This window comes from Sporosarcina psychrophila (assembly GCF_001590685.1).
Lineage (GTDB): Bacteria > Bacillota > Bacilli > Bacillales_A > Planococcaceae > Sporosarcina > Sporosarcina psychrophila.
Genome location: NZ_CP014616.1, coordinates 2148612 through 2166127, shown reverse-complemented (window position 1 = coordinate 2166127; position 17516 = coordinate 2148612). Strand labels below are relative to the sequence as shown.

Below are 17516 nucleotides of genomic sequence, written 5' to 3'. Positions count from 1 at the left end.
TACGTGACACATCTTTTGCAACATAAAGCCCCCATAATGGAGGCGCTGAATCAATACAAATCAATGCGCGTCGTCCCTTTTGACGTTCCAGGTCATAAACGTGGAAGAGGTAATCCTGAATTAGCTGCATTTTTAGGTGAACAATGCTTGACTATGGATGTCAATTCCATGAAACCACTTGATAATCTCTGCCACCCTGTTTCGGTTATAAAAGAGGCAGAAGAATTAGCAGCTCAAGCATTTAATGCTAAGCACGCCTTTTTCATGGTGAATGGTACCACATCTGCAGTACAGGCAATGATCATGACGGCATGCAAAGCTGGGGATAAAATCATTATGCCACGCAATGTACATCGCAGTGCGATTAATGCCCTCATTTTAAGTGGTGCCGTTCCTATCTATGTTAATCCGGGCGTACACAGTGAACTTGGCATTCCTTTAGGAATGGCCGTAAAAGATGTAGAACAAGCTATCTTAGAAAACACAGATGCTAAAGCCATTCTCATCAACAATCCTACTTATTATGGGATTTGTTCAAACCTGCAAGCTCTTACCGATCTTGCACATCAACACGATATGCTCGTCCTTGTCGATGAGGCACATGGTACTCATTTTTACTTTGGTGATAATCTTCCCGCTTCTGCTATGTCAGTTGGTGCTGATATGGCATCCGTTAGTATGCACAAATCCGGCGGGTCATTGACACAAAGCTCTTTTTTGTTGATAAACAATGACGTAAGCGAAGGTTATACGAGGCAGATTATCAATTTGACACAAACGACAAGCGGATCTTATTTACTGCTCTCTTCCCTGGATATCTCGAGAAGAAGTTTAGCGCTTAACGGAAAAGAGATATTTCAAAAGGTTGCCGAAATGGCACACTATACAAGGACTGAAATCAATAAGATTGGCGGCTATTACGCCTATTCGAAAGAATTGATTAATGGAGATACGATTTTCGACTTTGATGTTACGAAACTTTCGGTGGATACCCGCGACATTGGCTTAGCCGGAATTGAAGTCTATGACATTCTTAGAGATGAGTATGATATTCAAATTGAATTTGGCGATATCGGTAATATTTTGGCTTATATTTCTGTCGGTGACAGGCATCTAGATTTGGAACGGTTAGTCGCAGCACTCGCTGAAATAAAACGCCGCTATTCTAAGAATAAAAACAGCGTTTTCATCCATGATTACATTCGTCCGCAAGTTGCTTTCACACCGCAAGAAGCCTTTTATGCGCCTAAGCAAAAGTTGCCCATTTCGGAGAGCGCAGGTTATATTTCCAGTGAATTCGTTATGTGTTACCCCCCAGGTATCCCGATTTTGGCGCCTGGTGAACGGATTACAGAGGAAATTTTGGATTTCATTCAATACTCCAAAGATAAAGGCTGTTTCTTAACAGGTACTGAAGACAGCGACATTGCAAATATTAATGTGTTGAAGGAGTTGGCGAAATGAATTTATGGTATACAGAAAATCATTCGCCTAATGTCCGTTTTTCATTGGAAGTGGAAGAGCACCTCTACACGGGTAAAAGTGATTTTCAAAAAATCGATATTTTACAAACGTCGGAGTTTGGCCGTGTTCTTACACTAGATGGACTCGTAATGTGTACTGAAAAAGATGAATTTATATATCACGAGATGATTACGCATGTAGCAATGGCAACCAATCCGACTATAAAAAAAGTACTAGTCATTGGGGCTGGTGATGGTGGAACAATCCGTGAATTGACTGCTTACCCAACTATTGAACAAATCGACATGGTTGAAATTGATAAGATGGTTGTTGATGTCTGCAGAGAATATTTACCGCAGACAGCCTCGAAATTAGATGACCCGAGGGTTAATCTGTACTTTGAAGACGGGCTAAAATTTGTTCGTAAAATCGAAAATGATTATGATTTGATCATTGTGGACTCGACAGATCCATTCGGTCCAGGTGAAGGGCTATTCACAAAAGAATTCTACGGCAACTGTTATAAAGCGCTGAAAGAAGATGGAATTCTTGTGAATCAACATGAAAGTCCCTTTTACGCTGAGGATGCGCTTGGTATGAGGAAAGCACACCAAAAAATCGTGGGCTTCTTCCCTGTTTGTAAAGTTTATCAATTTCACATGCCAACTTATCCATCCGGTCATTGGTTGTTTGGTTTTGCGTCGAAGAAATTTGACCCTATTCAAGATTTGGATGCAACAGCATGGAATGACCTTGACCTGAAAACAAGGTATTACAATACAGACATTCATGTTGGTTCATTTGCACTTCCAAACTATGTAAAGGAGCAATTAAAAGATGTTGAATAGAAATGTTGAAACGTTTATTGGTTGTGACAATGAGTATGAAGAATCGAAAATCGTTATTTTTGGGGCTCCATTTGACTCTACAACTTCTTTTCGTCCTGGTACACGCTTCGCAAGTAAAGCAATGCGTGGTGAATCGTTTGGAATTGAGACGTATAGCCCTTATCAGGATAAAGACTTAGAGGATATCGCTGTATTTGACGGTGGCGATTTAGAATTAAGTTTTGGGAACACGACAAGAGCATTAGGACAAATTGAAGATTTCACAACTCAAATTTTGGATGACGGCAAGATTCCCTGCATGATTGGCGGGGAACATCTGGTGACACTCGGTGCAATGCGTGCTGTTGCCAAAAAACATCCTGACCTTCATGTCATTCAATTTGACGCACATGCAGATTTACGTGAGGACTATCTTGGGGAAACCCTTTCTCATGCCACCGTTATTCACAGAGTATGGGACTTACTCGGAGACGACAAGATCTTCCAATTCGGTATCCGCTCTGGAGACCGCAGTGAATTCCAATGGGGTAAAGACCATGTGTTTACGAACAAGTTTAACTTTAACGGATTAGAAGAAGTCGTTGAAAAGCTTAAAGGTAAACCAGTCTATTTAACCATCGATTTGGATGTATTGGACCCTTCTGTATTTCCTGGAACAGGTACACCTGAAGCCGGCGGAGTCAGCTTTATGGAATTACTGAATGCCATGTTAACAGTAAGCGGCCTCAATATTGTTGCTTGTGATGTAAACGAGCTATCTCCGATTTACGATCAAAGCGGTGTCTCGACAGCGGTAGCATGTAAAGTACTACGCGAATTGTTATTGGCAATTTGAATTCGGTGGCAGTAACTGGCACCGGGGTGTGGCGTTTGGATACATGTATAAACTGAGCGTAGGCGCCTTAAAAGGGATAGCCAACCGAACAACGAAGAGTTCGGTTTGTATAATTTCTGAGTACTTTGCAGAAATTATACAGTTAATGTCCAGAGGTTATTTCCTTTAGGTTCAAGGATATCTCGACTAATCTTGGCGGGAGGCATCCCCTAGCGCCGCAGCAGATTTGAAGGAATTCTTTACTTCAACTTTTCAATCTAAAAAAACTATATTATAGGCGGGTGTTCATTATGGGAAAAGCGTTAATTATTGGTGCTGGTGGAGTTGCAGGAGTAGTTGTTCATAAATGTTGTCAGGTTCCTGACGTATTCGAAGAAATCTGTATCGCAAGTCGTACAGTATCTAAATGTGATGCGTTAAAAGAAAAACTGGATGGCGGCCGTACTAAAATTCAAACGGCGCAAGTAGATGCTGATAATGTGGAAGAACTGGTTGAACTTATTAATAAATTCCAACCAGATATCGTCATTAACGTTGCATTGCCATATCAGGATTTAACGATCATGGATGCATGTCTTGCTACTGGCGTTGACTATGTCGATACAGCAAACTACGAACCTCTTGACGAAGCTAAGTTTGAATACAGCTGGCAATGGGCTTACAGAGAACGTTTTGAAAAAGCTGGCATCACTGCCCTACTTGGAAGCGGCTTCGATCCGGGCGTTACAGGTGTCTTCTCTGCGCATGCACTAAAACATCATTTCGATGAAATTCATACGATTGACATTGTGGACGCAAACGCTGGTGATCACGGCTATCCGTTCGCTACTAACTTTAATCCTGAAATTAACATCCGTGAAATCACAGCTAATGGAAGCTATTTTGAAAATGGTGAGTTCATCGAAACTGAACCATTATCAATTAAACGTGTCTATAATCTTCCTGAAATCGGTCCAAAAGATGTTTACTTATTACATCACGAGGAACTGGAATCCCTTGCACTCAATATTACAGGTATCAAAAAAATTCGTTTCTGGATGACGTTCTCAGAGAACTATTTGAACCACTTAAAAGTGCTTGAAAACGTTGGAATGACTTCTATTGAACCAATCCTTTTCGATGGGAAAGAAATCGCTCCCCTTCAATTCTTAAAAGCTGTGCTACCGGATCCAGCTTCTCTTGGGCCAAGAACAATAGGAAAAACGAATATCGGCTGTATTTTCCAAGGTATCAAAGACGGCGAAGAGAAAACGTATTATGTTTACAATATTTGTGACCATCAAGAATGTTACAAAGAAGTAGGTTCACAAGCAATTTCGTATACAACAGGTGTCCCTGCAATGATCGGTGCGATGCTGGTAATGACGGGTAAATGGAAGAATCCTGGCGTACACAATATCGAAGAGTTCAATCCTGATCCATTCATGGAAGCACTCAACAAATATGGTCTACCATGGCAGGAAAGCTTCAATCCTGAATTGATTGACTGAGGAGGGCTTGAAATTGAATATTGATTTAAATGCACTCCCCTCCCCCTGCTATGTAGTGGACGAAGGATTGCTTATTAAAAACTTGGAAAAAATGAAGTCTGTTATTGACCAGACGGGCTGTAAGATTCTACTTGCTCAAAAAGGATTTTCGATGTTCTCAGTTTATCCGTTAATCGGAGAATACTTGAACGGGGTAACATCTAGTTCCGTACACGAAGCAAGACTGGGCTTCGAAGAAATGGGCAAGGAAGTACACACCTACGCTCCTGCCTTTTCGGAAACAGAGATTGATGAGATTCTTTCTTATTCAGATCACATCGTCTTTAATTCGTTTCAACAATATAATCAATTCAAAGAAAAAATTAAAAACCATCCAAAACAAATAGAAATTGGACTTCGCATTAATCCTGAATACTCTGAAATCGAAGTCGATATGTACAATCCTTGTTTTTCGCATTCAAGGTTTGGCGTTACGCTTGAGAATTTTGAAGCGGACCAGCTTGAAGGCATCGATGGCTTACACTTCCATACGATGTGCGAACAAAACTCTGATACGCTGGAGCGCACCGTGCAAGTTGTCGATGAAAAGTTTGGGGAATACATTAAAAATATGAAGTGGATCAACTTCGGCGGTGGGCATCATATCACAAGACCCGATTATGATATCGAAACACTTATCCGTTCGATACTGTTTATGAAGAATAAATACGGTGTACAAGTGTATTTAGAGCCTGGTGAAGCTGTTGCATTGAATACTGGCTATCTTGTTGCGACTGTTTTGGACACCCTCCACAACGGTATGCCAATTGCTATTTTAGATACTTCAGCAGCATGTCATATGCCTGATGTACTGGAGATGCCTTATCGCCCTGAAATCATTGGTGCAGGAATGCCAAACGAAAAGGCTTACACCTATCGATTCGGTGGACCTACTTGCCTAGCTGGAGACGTCATTGGTGATTATTCTTTTGATGAGCCTTTAAAGCCTGGTGATAAGCTTGTCTTTTGTGATATGGGCCACTACTCGATGGTGAAAAACAATACATTTAATGGTGTTAACTTACCTTCTATCGCCTTAAATACCGTTAGTGATGGTATTCAAGTGATTAAACAGTTTGGGTATGACGATTTTAGAAACCGTCTATCTTAACCAGAATGAAAAACCAGTGCAAAAATACTATTTTTGCACTGGTTTTCTTTATTAATTGAGTACTTTAAGTTTCACTTTTTTGACTCCCCACTCCATTGCATTATTATAAGATGGAATGAAAACATCGATTTTATTCCCTTTAATGGCTCCTCCTGTATCTCCAGCTATCGCTTCTCCATAGCCTTCCACCCAAACCTTTGTACCTAGCGGAATAAGTTTTGGATCTACTGCAATTACTTTCTGATTTGGATTAGAACGTAAGTCAATGCCGTAAGCGGTAGTTCCTGAACAGCCCGTACAGTAGGCTGTATAGGCTGTCGCTGTAACCAGCATCTCTTTTCCATCACTTGCAGGTGGTGGCGTTGGCACGATTGCAGCCGCAATTGTATCTTTCGTTCCCGCATCTGCTACATGCCCACTGACGATTAATACATCACCAGGGTGGATCACCTCGCCTGTTAGGCCGTTCCAACTCGTGAGAGAATCTATAGTAATGTTATGATTAAGTGCAATTCGATACAAATTATCGCCTGCGTTTACTGTATAGCTTTTCGGCTTCGGAGTTGATTCCACTGGTGCGACTAATTCCTGATCTACTACTTCTTGATCAGGTACCTTACTTTCTTCTGCTTCTCCCAAAATCATGTCAGCTGCATTTGAAAGGGTTTGTAAATATGTCAGTTCATCATCACTCAGTTGGGCATCTGAGAGTATCGCCGCATCTGTTACTGAATAAGTGGAAAACGCAAAAATTAGGGCTAACAAAAATATTTTCATTTTCAACAAAAGTCTCCTCCTTCATTTCAAATACGATTGCTTATCCTAAACAGCAATCGATAATTTGTTTCCATAAGTATTGCCCCGAATCTTTGAAAAACAAACATTCTAATTAAATAAAAAGAAACCCTTCTCCAAAACAACTAAAATTTGTTTTGAGAATAGGGTATTATTAGCGATTTAGCGATGAAATCATATTACATAATGTGTAAGTTATCGAATTAAATCCACGAAAATAAAAACAACAATCAGCCATTCATTTGAATGACTAATTGTTGTTTTCACTGTAGGCAATTGTAATAGATCATTTATGTCTCCTATTAGTTAAGATAATAATCCAACCATCTGCAATCCGTAAGCAATACCATCTTCGCCCACATCTTTCGTAACATATCTTGCTGCTTTTTTCACTTCCTCAGGTGCATTCCCCATCGCAACACTATGTCCAGCATACTGAAGCATTTCAATATCATTTAAATTATCACCAAAAGCATAGACTTGATCTTTCGAGAACCCTTTCTTCTCAATGAACTTTTCAATTCCCTTCGCTTTAGAGCCGCCAAGAGGTAGAACATCCATCGAATATTCATGCCAACGGATAAAGTTCAATTTTCGCAAATTTTCTCGATATAATGTTTCTTCATGTTCTTTGCAATACAGGAGTGTTTGATAAATTTCAGTATCGTTGTAGTAACTAGCGTCCATTTCTATTTGAGTAGTATCAATATTAAGGGAGGTAAGAGATTCTTCTATATCAGAATGATAGTCAAAAGTGGATCTCATAAATTCTGCACCCATATAAACAAGTGGATGATTTTGCGTTGTGGAAAAACCCGATAAATGCGCTAATAATTCTCTATCAATAGGGTTTTTATAAATGACTTCATTTTCAATTTCAACATACTGACCATTAAAACAAATGAAAGAATCAATTTCCAATTCTTTCCTTAAATCTTTAATAAAGTAAGGAGCACGCCCCGTCGCAAAGGCTACTTCATGTCCTGCTTCTTTTAAAGATTTAACAGCTTCCTTCGCAGAAGCAGGTAATTTCTTATCGTGGTCTAAAAGAGTTCCGTCAATATCAAACATAATCATTTTTTTAGTCATTTTATTTCCCCCATTACAGAATGAATTCAAATTTGGTTCAATTTTAAAAGTGTGATTCTTATTTCATACTAATTCGAGGCTAATTTCGGGGTAATTCTAACATACATCAACAAATAGGATTCTTTAGAATGGCGTCGTAGGAATAACAGTGGTGTTGGTGTTTGACACAAGAATACAGCAAAACAATAAATAAAGACAACACCCCTGAACGATTAATCAAGTTCTGGGATGCTGTTTTATGATAACTGTTTTGAATTACAAATTGCAGCGGGCCATAACTGCTTGAACTACATCCTCAGCTGTTGACATCTGCAAGGCTTCATTCGCAAGTTCTACCATATCGCTTTTGTTCAATTTTAGAATTTGAGTACGGGCCTTTAAAATGGATGTGGCACTCATCGAGAATTCATCAAGGCCAAGTCCCAATAGTAAAGGAATAGCGATTTCATCCCCTGCCATTTCCCCACACATCCCAGTCCATTTTCCTTCATTATGTGAGGCGTCAATAACCATCTTGACCAACCGTAGAATTGCTGGATTATAAGGTTGATATAAATAGGCAACGCGTTCATTCATACGATCTGCAGCCATCGTATATTGGATTAAATCGTTTGTTCCAATACTAAAGAAATCAACTTCCTTCGCGAACTGATCTGCCAGTATTGCAGTGGAAGGGATCTCTACCATGATGCCAACTTCAATAGTAGTGGCAACATTTATATTGTTATTTAGGAGTTCTTGTTTCTCTTCCTCCAAAATTGCTTTAGCCTGGCGGAACTCATCAAGAGTTGCAATCATCGGGAACATGATTTTCAAATTCCCATATGAACTGGCTCTTAAAAGAGCTCTTAATTGCGTTCTGAAAATATCCTGCTCTTCCAAACATAAACGAATAGCACGAAGTCCTAGGAATGGATTCATTTCTTTAGGGAGATTTAAATAAGGGAGTTCTTTATCCCCGCCAATATCAAGGGTCCGAACAACGACCGGTTTACCTGACATTCCCTGTAGAACCTTCTTATATGCCTCGTACTGCTCTTCTTCAGTTGGGAGTTGGTTTCTACCCATATACAAAAACTCGGTTCTGTATAATCCGATCCCTTCTCCACCATTACTGATGACTCCCTCTAAGTCTTCCGGGGTGCCGATATTTGCAGCTAACTCAACATGATGACCATCAGCAGTAGTTGTTTTTTCATCTACTAGCTTTGTCCATTCAGCTTTTTGTTGCTCATACTTCAATTGTTCATTTTCGTATGTAGCAATGACATCCGGAGTAGGATTAATATGTACCTCTCCTTTAAACCCATCAACAATAATGATGTCACCGTCCTGAATAAGCTTAGTCGCCTCCTTCGTACCTACAACCGCGGGAATTTCCAATGTGCGCGCCATAATCGCAGAATGGGAAGTCTTCCCACCAATATTAGTTGTAAAACCTTTTACAAATTCACGATTTAACTGCGCCGTGTCTGAAGGTGTTAAATCTTCTGCGATAATAATTACTTTTTCAGAAATCATGCTCGGATTTACAATTTCAACATTTAGCAAATGGGACAGCAAACGTTTCGCAACATCACGAATGTCCGAAGCCCGTTCTCTCATATATTCATTATCCATTTGCTCGAACATTGTAATAAACATATCAGACGTTTCTTTGAGTGCGTGTTCAGCATTCACATGATCTGTTTTAATTTTATCTTCAATTGAAGTCAGAAGCTCCGGATCAAGTAAAACTAATATATGTGCATCGAAGATAGCTGCTTCATCTGCACCAAGTCCTTTTGCAGCGGTATCGCGAATTGACTCTAACTCACTTTTCGAAATAGAGACAGCTGATTGAAAACGTGAAAGTTCTTCCGGAATGTCTTCAACAGTTTTTTTACTGAAAGATAGATCTGGCTCAACAAAACGGTACGCTTTTGCTATCGCTATACCATTTGATGCAGAAATCCCATGAAGTAGGCTCATTAGTTAGTCAGTCCTCCGTTTTTCAACGCTTCTTCAAGTTCGTTAAGTGCATCCTGTTCATCGATTCCAGTTGCGCTAATTTTAAATTCTCCACCTAAACCAATACCTAAAGACATTACGCCAAGAATTGATTTTAAATTTACGTTTTTCTCATTGTAAACCAAGTTTATATCGGATTTGAATTTGGTTGCTGTACTTACTAATATTGAAGCGGGTCGCGCATGAATCCCCTGCTCATCCGTAACTATAAATTGTTTTTCAACCATTTAAATCATACTCCCTCATTAAAATAATACTTACTTACCAAGCTTATCATTTTGGGTCGGGATAGAAAAGGATCTAACCCAAAAAAACTCCTCTTTTACATCTTCATTACACATTTCTGATCCTTCATTTAATTGTAATCGATATGTTATCATCGGCCCTTACTCATATAAGGAACGGACATAACTCCTATACTGGCTTCTTCCCTTAGCAGACAGCTAAATTCTCTTCACTTACTTGATTCCGGCAAGGTAGCACTTTACTAACCAGGTCCCAAAATATGATTCTCACATATACTACTAGGTATATATCGAAAAAGGAGGCACTCAATTTTGTCTGACGATCAGTTTCCAGTCCCGCACAATCCCAATAACTCGGAACTCCCCTTTGGACAGCCACATTATCCAAAAAATCAAGAACAAGTTCAATTTACGAAACAAGGTGCAGCACCGACCAATCCACCGCCATCTACTATCCCAAAACAACAAACTGGACCACTTTCCATAGATCCAGGCGCGTTACGAGGTTGCTTATATTGCGATACTTACCTACGTCTCGTAAACCGAACATCATTTTGGTTTCATCCAACTTACATCGATTATATTACAACCACGGGTTTTAAATGGGATGGCTATGCATGGCTTCCATGGAGAATAGACTTGGATAAAATCATATCTTTTCAGTGCACATAGTAATAATTCAATAAATAAAAAGGACCAGTTTCTACTAAACACGACATTGTAATCATTCGTGTTTAATTGAGAAATTGGCCTTATTTATTATGTCATTACATTGACTTACATACCGATTCCAGGCGCTATGAAACTAGATTCCTTAACTATTTAAAATCTGTACCAAACGCAAAAACCCCATATTAATGAAACACAATCGTTTTGTTACCTTCAACAATAATTCGATTTTCGAGGTGCCACTTTACAGCTTTTGCAAGAACACGTCGCTCAATTCGACTTCCAATTTTTTTCAAATCTATTACGTCGTCACGATGATCTACCCGCTCGATATCCTGTTCAATTATTGGACCTTCGTCAAGATCGTTTGTTACATAATGGGAAGTAGCCCCTATCAGTTTCACACCACGATCATATGCCCGTTCATATGGTCGGGCTCCAATAAACGCCGGCAAGAAAGAGTGATGAATGTTAATGATTCGATGTTGAAAATGATTTACAAAGTCAGGCGTAAGAATTTGCATATAGCGAGCAAGAATTAGTAAATCAACACTATATTCTTCCATTAGGCGAATCTGTTCTTCTTCTACTTTTTTCCGAATGTCCTTATTGGCAGGAATATAGTGAAAAGGAATTCCTAAAGATTCGACCATCTCCCGTGCGTCCTCATGGTTACTTACAACGACTACAATATCTGTGTCCAAGTCACCATTTTGCCATTCCCACAAAAGTTCCATCAAACAATGTGGCTCTTTTGAAACAAAAATAGCTGTCCGCTTCCGTTCACTTTCGTAAGCAAAGTGGTAGTCCATAGAATGATTGGTGGCAATTTCCTCAAAATCACTTTCCATTTGCGCTGACTTTTCTTTCAAATTTTCACAGTAAAATTCCATTCGAATAAAAAAGTTTCCCTTTTCGGGATCATTCGAATACTGACTTGATTCAATGATATTCGAATCATGATTAAGTAAAAATGTCGACAACATCGATACAATTCCAGGTTTATCCGGACATTTTACTAACAGTCGCCCCCGATTTTCACTTTGATTTCCCTGTTGTTTCAATTTCATTTCAACTTCTGTTTTAATAGACATTTACGAACAGCTCCTAATGATAATCATGCTATATGTGTTGAAATAAAGAACTCCATTGAACTAACTATATCGCTAAGGATACTTCCCGCCCTAGGCTAACTTGCTTCGCTGCAGCATTAGGACTTCGGCTACACCTTGTAAGGTGCCCTCATTCAGTTTATATAGGGTATTCGTTTATTCAACTACTATAGTTAATATTATTGGTCATACTACGCGCTTGAGCAATGTTTTCAATTGTACCCCATTTTTTAAAATCATGATAGTTTTCTTAATAGAAGCTTTTAAAAGAAAAAAGTATTAATCCTCTGTTTTTGCTCATCATAATAAAAAGGAGGTGTGATACTATGGCTCAAGAAATTCTTTGCGAAGTGAGTAACTGTAAATTCTGGGGTCCCGGAAACAAATGTAAAGCGAATTCTATCTACGTAGTCAGCCAAAAAGGAAAAAAAGCAACAAGTAGTGAAGAAACGGATTGTAAAACATTCGTGCCAAGAGATTGAATGACGACGTATTCGATTATTTATAATTTAGTTCAAGCTTAGTATCATGCACTGTGGAAAGCGCCAGATTCTAAAGCAATTCTGACTGTTTTGGAATCTGGTGTCTTTTATTTTCTTGAATAATTAACAATTTATAACGTGTTTATTTACATAAATCGGATCACTCGCAATGGCGACATTAATGGCAACAACTGGTTCAGCATATAACATACTTGCAACTGAACCTGTCTCTCCCAATGAAAGTTCCGTAGCCCATGTAACATAAGCAGCTGCCTCCGGAAAACCTCCAAATAAATAGTCGACAAATTAGCTTCATTTGTAGCACCCTGAATGCCTTGTAAGAGACCTGGGAAGTAAATGAAGAATGGCAGTTCCTCCCCAAGTGAAGTATGTGGTTATTTCATTGGGACGGTAACATCTCAATAGTGTTTTTTGGAAAACGGAGAAAAAGATGTTACAATAGATGCGTTCAAAATGAAAAAAACTCCTTTTGAAATAGTGAAAGATGTTCCCTTAGTTCCAACTGTAATGAGAACAATTTCGATTATACCGACAAACATCCCCATGAGAGTACTTTACCGCTCTTTCAGAAATATGACAGCTATCAATGCTGTTGCAGAAGCAATGAACATTTCTGCGGCACCTGCAGACACCGTCACTTCTTCTATATATAACTCCCCAGTGATAGACACTAATCCCAACCCAACCAAGTAAACCTATCTTTAGAATATCCTCTTTTTTAGGTAACCGGAATTTAGTTCCAGACCAGAGGGCATAAATAACGAAAACGCTAGATGCTATTAAAAAGCGAGTATTTATCAAATGGCTCAGTGAATATCCATCTAGTAAACTAGCACGTATAGCGGCGAACCTGATCCCCATACAATGACTGTAAACAGCGCGAGTAAAAAAGCTTTTTTATTCATTCATACAGTAATCATTTCCTAAAATCATTTTTCAACTATGTACATCTAGAGCTGATAGTCGACCTTCATCTCATTCCTGTAATTTTAACTAATAAAGGAAGACGGAATATTTATACAAAACACTGAATAGAATCACAAGTTAAAGTCAATCGAAATATAATTGAGTTCTTTTTTATGCATGGTAACCTTGAACTTCAATTTTAGCTAAATACCAAAAATCGCTTCTACTTTTCACTAAGAAGTTAGAAGTCCATTTACACTATTTTTATTCCTCTTACTCATGTACATTCCGGTCACCATAACATATAATAGTATAAAATCCAATTAGAATAGTAGGTTTTAATGTGAAAACAATACCAAAACCTTTAGTAATGGCAAATCAATGGACGATTGTTTTGACTGTAATTATTGCACTTCTAACACAGTCAGCTTGGATATTACTCATTCCATTAATCGCAAATCTTTCAAGTTTATTGACGGGATTCCATCCGATTTTAGTACTTGTTAAGCGTTTTTTAGTTAAACCGGCTAATCAATATATTCAAGAAGACTACGCGCAGTTACGATTTAACCAATGGTTGGCTGTCGGATTTTTATTCGTTGCATGCGTAAGCTTTTTATTGAATTGGACTATATTATTTAATATCGCTACGACGATGGTTGGCATAGCCGCACTCATCGCAATTCTGGGTTTTTGCATAGGTTGCTTTGTACGCTTTCAATACCAACAATGGAGCTATCGACGTAATTAAGTACTGTGTAACACAAATTGAAATCAGCCATTAACATGTATGGCTGATTTCAATTTATTTGTGTGTAATCGAGACGTATTACTGGTACTTTTTCGAACCTTCTCCTACTTGTTATCTTATTCTAACCCTTTTCCCATCCCTTTCAGAAAATCCAGTCCAAATTTTACTGCACGGTTCGTATCAGGATCATTTAATGCAGTCATCAATTGAAAAATACTTACTTTTTGCCCATTACCGCTATAAAGCTCAGCTTCATTCAATCCACTTTTAACGCTCGCAGCAAGTTTCGCTGTAACATCAGGGTCAATAGATGAAATCACACTAGTTGCATATAGCACATGGTTGATAATATTGGTTACTGGGTCACGTGATGCTTGGTCTACTGCAATTTTCGCGATATCAGCCTTTGCTTTCACCATCGCCTTCAGTGCATCGAAGACGCCTGCGTCATCCAACTCCCCAGTAATTTCAAGTATTTTATTGAGTGCCTGGTCTTGTTCGGCAATTAATGACTGTAGCTCACCCAGTTTATTCTGTTTGATTTCTTGTGGTGTCAGTTCGTTCCATTTAATAGAAGTAATTGGTGCCGCCATCGTATATCACCTTTCTTTCTTAGCTTCAGTTAATTGTATATATCCTGGACGAGCCCATTTCCGCTCCACTTCAACACCATTTTGTGGGTGACGCTCTTTATTACGATGGTTCGACTTAGGCAACGGGTTTTCGCCTTCTTTTCGAAGTACTTCCATTCGTACCATCGTCTGTTTATACGCTGGTGTATTCGTGCGCTGATCGACTGCAGGACCGGTTAGGAAATTAATGGCTGATTCTTTTTCAACTGAGTTCATCGGCAAGAACAATTCATTTTTCTTTACACGGTCCGTTACGAGTGCTGGTAATTTTAATGCGCCATATGGCGAAATCAAGCGTACAAGGGAACCGCTTAACACACCACGCTCTTTCGCAAGTTCCGGTGAAACTTCAACGAAAACCTCCGGCACTTTCTTCTGAATTCCATCCGATTTATTCGTCATATTGCCTTCGTGGAAATGTTCTAGCAAACGCCCGTTATTGATGTGGAGATCATATTCTAAGGGAAACTCTACAGGTTCCACCCAGTCAGACAGAGCAAAACGCGCCTTTTTATCAGGGAAATTAAATCCGTCCACATACAACAGCGGTGTACTTTCACCATCCAAACTACCCCATAAGAAGCTGTTCCAATCTTCCATTACGCTATAATCAGCTTGACTAAATAACGGTGAAAGGCTAGCCATTTCCGCAAAAATCTCACTCGGATGACTGTAGTTCCATTCTGCACCGAGAAGGTTAGCGATTTCCTGTACAATCCACCAGTCCGCCCGTGCGTCTCCCAATTCCGGAAGTGCTTTGTATAAACGCTGCACACGTCTTTCCGTATTTGTAAATGTTCCGTCTTTTTCAAGTGATGGAACCGCCGGTAAAATGACATCTGCATATTGCGCAGTCCTTGAGAAGAAAATATCCTGCACGACGAGAAAGTCTAGCTTAGACATGACATCGTGTACATAGTTCGCATTAGAATCGACGAGCGCCATATCTTCACCAACTATATACATGGCTTTCATGATTCCAGCATCGACGGAATGGAGCATCTGAATATTATCAAGTCCGGGCTTATCATGGATTTTCACGCCGTATGCCTTTTCGAACTTTTGACGTGCTTTATCATCAGTGACGTGTTGATAGCCTGGTAGCCATCCTGGTAGCGATCCCATATCACATGCACCCTGTACGTTATTATGTCCACGTAGCGGATAAGCCCCAGCACCAGGACGTCGATAATTACCTGTCGCAAGTAACAAATTGGAGATTGCGGCGGAAGTATCCGATCCACCAGTATTTTGTGTGACACCCATTCCCCAAAGAATACAAGTACCGTCTGCATCACGAATCATTTCCGCTGTCTTGATTAGCATATCCCTTGATACACCACATACTGTTTCAGCATAGTCGAGTGTATATTTCTCAAGAACTTCTTTGAATTCACCCAAGTAATGGACATTTTCATCAATAAACGACTGATCATGCCATCCTTTATCAATCATGTACTTTGTCACTGCCATGAGCCATACTTGATCAGTTCCCTGCTTCGGACTTATAAAGATATCAGAGCGGTCAGCCATTTCATTTTTTCGCAAATCGGCGACAATCAATTTTTGTCCGTGCAGCTTATGTGCACGCTTCACACGAGTGGCCAGAACTGGATGTCCTTCAGCTGGGTTAGCCCCGACAATAATGACAAGACCAGCCTTCGCTATGTCTTTAATAGTTCCAGCGTCTCCGCCCATCCCTACTGTACGGAATAGACCGTCTGTCGCTGGTGACTGACAATAGCGTGAGCAGTTATCAACGTTATTTGTTTCAAATACTTGACGTGCTAATTTTTGAATCACATAGTTTTCCTCATTTGTAATCTTCGAAGATGAAATGATGCCAACAGCTTCTTTTCCATACTCTTTTTTTATTGTACCTAGTTTCAAAGCAACAAGGTCAAGCGCTTCTTCCCACGTAGCTTCAACAAAAGAATCGCCTTTTCGGATAAGTGGTGTCGTAATTCGTTCCTCGCTGTTGACGAAATCCCACCCGAATTTCCCTTTTATACATGTCGAAATCGCGTTGACTGGGGCATCTGAAACGGGCTGGATTTTCAAAATTTTTCTATCTTTCGTCCACACTTCAAATGAGCACCCAACACCGCAGAATGTACATACTGTTTTCGTTTTCTTCGTCCTCGTATCGCGCATCGCCGATTCAACATCTGATACGGCCATAATGCCGCTATACCCGGGCTCAACATCTTTGACAAGTTCAATCATCGGCGTCAGAATTTCCTCTTTTAGCCCGGTCATGAATCCGGCTTCACCAAGCATTGATTTTTCCATTAGTGCATTGCATGGGCATACGGTAACACAGTGGCCGCAGCCTACACAAGATGAGTCATTAATTTTCGCGCCCCCATCCCACAGAACAATTGGACGGTCCCTCTCCCAATCAATCGATAAGGTTTCATTTACCTGTAGATTTTGGCATACTTCAACACACTGGCCGCAAGCAATGCACTGATTTGGGTCGTAACGGTAAAATGGGTGTGTAAAATCAACACTTTCCTGTGTGCATTTTGGTTCATATGGATATTTTTGATGTTCGATTTCCATCATATCCACCGTATTATGTATTTTACAGTTGCCATTATTGTTGTCACACACTGTACAATACAAAAGGTGATTTTCTAGAATTCGATCCATTGCCTCCGTCTGGGCTTCTTTAGCACGAGTTGAAGCCAGCTCTACGCTCATTCCAGAGACAGCTTTTGTTGAACAAGCACGCATTAGACGGCCATCTACTTCCAAGATACACGTATCACATGTCTCAATTGGGTCCACTTCAGGTAAGTAACATATTTGCGGATGATCAATTTGATACTGATTAATCACCTCAAGGATCGTCTTGCCTTCCACGAAGTCATAATTGGAACCGTTAATCTTGATTGGCATGTATGCGCCTCCTTTTTTATAAATAAAAAACCACCATGAAAAAATACACCGACTTGACAAGTGCACTTTCATAGTGGAATAGTCTTCTAACAGGACATGTTAAACTACCAATC

General features: G+C 39.7%; 15 protein-coding genes. 8 read left to right on the top strand and 7 right to left on the bottom strand.

All coding sequences use genetic code 11. The features are described 5' to 3' along the window. Window positions 1-36 precede the first annotated feature (36 nt). From AZE41_RS10245 to nspC, 5 genes are all read left to right on the top strand, one after another. On the top strand, window positions 37-1464 hold the full coding sequence (locus tag AZE41_RS10245; protein WP_231885831.1) for an aminotransferase class I/II-fold pyridoxal phosphate-dependent enzyme: 1428 nt from the start codon (window positions 37-39) through the stop codon (window positions 1462-1464). Beyond that, entirely contained in the window at window positions 1461-2312 is an 852-nt protein-coding gene (gene speE / locus AZE41_RS10240; RefSeq protein WP_067208855.1) for a polyamine aminopropyltransferase, read from the top strand. Before AZE41_RS10245 ends, speE begins: the two co-directional genes overlap by 4 nt. Next, window positions 2302-3147: an agmatinase gene (speB, locus tag AZE41_RS10235; protein WP_187047684.1), complete on the top strand. Its 846-nt coding sequence runs from the start codon at window positions 2302-2304 to the stop codon at window positions 3145-3147. Before speE ends, speB begins: the two co-directional genes overlap by 11 nt. 290 nt (window positions 3148-3437) lie before the next feature. Continuing rightward, window positions 3438-4637 carry a saccharopine dehydrogenase family protein gene (locus tag AZE41_RS10230; RefSeq protein WP_067208852.1) on the top strand — a complete coding sequence of 400 codons (1200 nt, stop codon included), beginning with the start codon at window positions 3438-3440 and terminating at the stop codon, window positions 4635-4637. Window positions 4638-4650: 13 nt separating this feature from the next. Continuing rightward, window positions 4651-5787, top strand: coding sequence for a carboxynorspermidine decarboxylase (nspC, locus tag AZE41_RS10225; RefSeq protein ID WP_067208849.1), 1137 nt, complete (start codon window positions 4651-4653; stop codon window positions 5785-5787). Between the two features lie 51 nt (window positions 5788-5838). Here nspC and AZE41_RS23525 read toward each other — a convergent pair whose 3' ends face one another. The 4 genes from AZE41_RS23525 to AZE41_RS10205 all read right to left on the bottom strand — a co-directional run bounded on the left by AZE41_RS23525 (window position 5839) and on the right by AZE41_RS10205 (window position 9908). After that, window positions 5839-6564, bottom strand: coding sequence for a 3D domain-containing protein (locus AZE41_RS23525; protein WP_156476160.1), 726 nt, complete (start codon window positions 6562-6564; stop codon window positions 5839-5841). Window positions 6565-6888: 324 nt separating this feature from the next. After that, window positions 6889-7671 carry a Cof-type HAD-IIB family hydrolase gene (locus AZE41_RS10215; RefSeq protein ID WP_067208845.1) on the bottom strand — a complete coding sequence of 261 codons (783 nt, stop codon included), beginning with the start codon at window positions 7669-7671 and terminating at the stop codon, window positions 6889-6891. A 255-nt stretch (window positions 7672-7926) separates the two neighbouring features. Beyond that, window positions 7927-9642 carry a phosphoenolpyruvate--protein phosphotransferase gene (gene ptsP / locus AZE41_RS10210; protein WP_067208842.1) on the bottom strand — a complete coding sequence of 572 codons (1716 nt, stop codon included), beginning with the start codon at window positions 9640-9642 and terminating at the stop codon, window positions 7927-7929. After that, window positions 9642-9908, bottom strand: coding sequence for a phosphocarrier protein HPr (locus tag AZE41_RS10205; RefSeq protein ID WP_067208839.1), 267 nt, complete (start codon window positions 9906-9908; stop codon window positions 9642-9644). The genes ptsP and AZE41_RS10205 overlap by 1 nt, the downstream gene beginning before the upstream one ends. A gap of 330 nt (window positions 9909-10238) precedes the next feature. Between AZE41_RS10205 and AZE41_RS10200 the strand changes: the two genes are divergently transcribed. After that, entirely contained in the window at window positions 10239-10598 is a 360-nt protein-coding gene (locus AZE41_RS10200) for a hypothetical protein (protein WP_067208836.1), read from the top strand. Between the two features lie 182 nt (window positions 10599-10780). Here AZE41_RS10200 and purU read toward each other — a convergent pair whose 3' ends face one another. Continuing rightward, the gene (gene purU, locus AZE41_RS10195; protein WP_231885803.1) at window positions 10781-11689 is read right to left on the bottom strand and encodes a formyltetrahydrofolate deformylase; all 909 of its coding nucleotides are present in this window, start codon (window positions 11687-11689) and stop codon (window positions 10781-10783) included. Between the two features lie 344 nt (window positions 11690-12033). Here purU and AZE41_RS22155 point away from each other — a divergent pair, with 344 nt between their 5' ends. Beyond that, window positions 12034-12189: a DUF1540 domain-containing protein gene (locus AZE41_RS22155; RefSeq protein WP_082786555.1), complete on the top strand. Its 156-nt coding sequence runs from the start codon at window positions 12034-12036 to the stop codon at window positions 12187-12189. A 1270-nt stretch (window positions 12190-13459) separates the two neighbouring features. Continuing rightward, window positions 13460-13867 (top strand): DUF4395 domain-containing protein, encoded by a 408-nt coding sequence (locus tag AZE41_RS10190; protein WP_082786554.1) that lies wholly within the window; start codon window positions 13460-13462, stop codon window positions 13865-13867. A 116-nt stretch (window positions 13868-13983) separates the two neighbouring features. Here AZE41_RS10190 and AZE41_RS10185 read toward each other — a convergent pair whose 3' ends face one another. Together AZE41_RS10185 and fdhF are read right to left on the bottom strand one after the other, a co-directional pair. Continuing rightward, window positions 13984-14460 (bottom strand): helical membrane plugin domain-containing protein, encoded by a 477-nt coding sequence (locus AZE41_RS10185; protein WP_067208833.1) that lies wholly within the window; start codon window positions 14458-14460, stop codon window positions 13984-13986. A gap of 6 nt (window positions 14461-14466) precedes the next feature. Continuing rightward, on the bottom strand, window positions 14467-17403 hold the full coding sequence (gene fdhF / locus AZE41_RS10180; protein ID WP_067208830.1) for a formate dehydrogenase subunit alpha: 2937 nt from the start codon (window positions 17401-17403) through the stop codon (window positions 14467-14469). Between the last annotated feature and the right edge of the window lie 113 nt (window positions 17404-17516).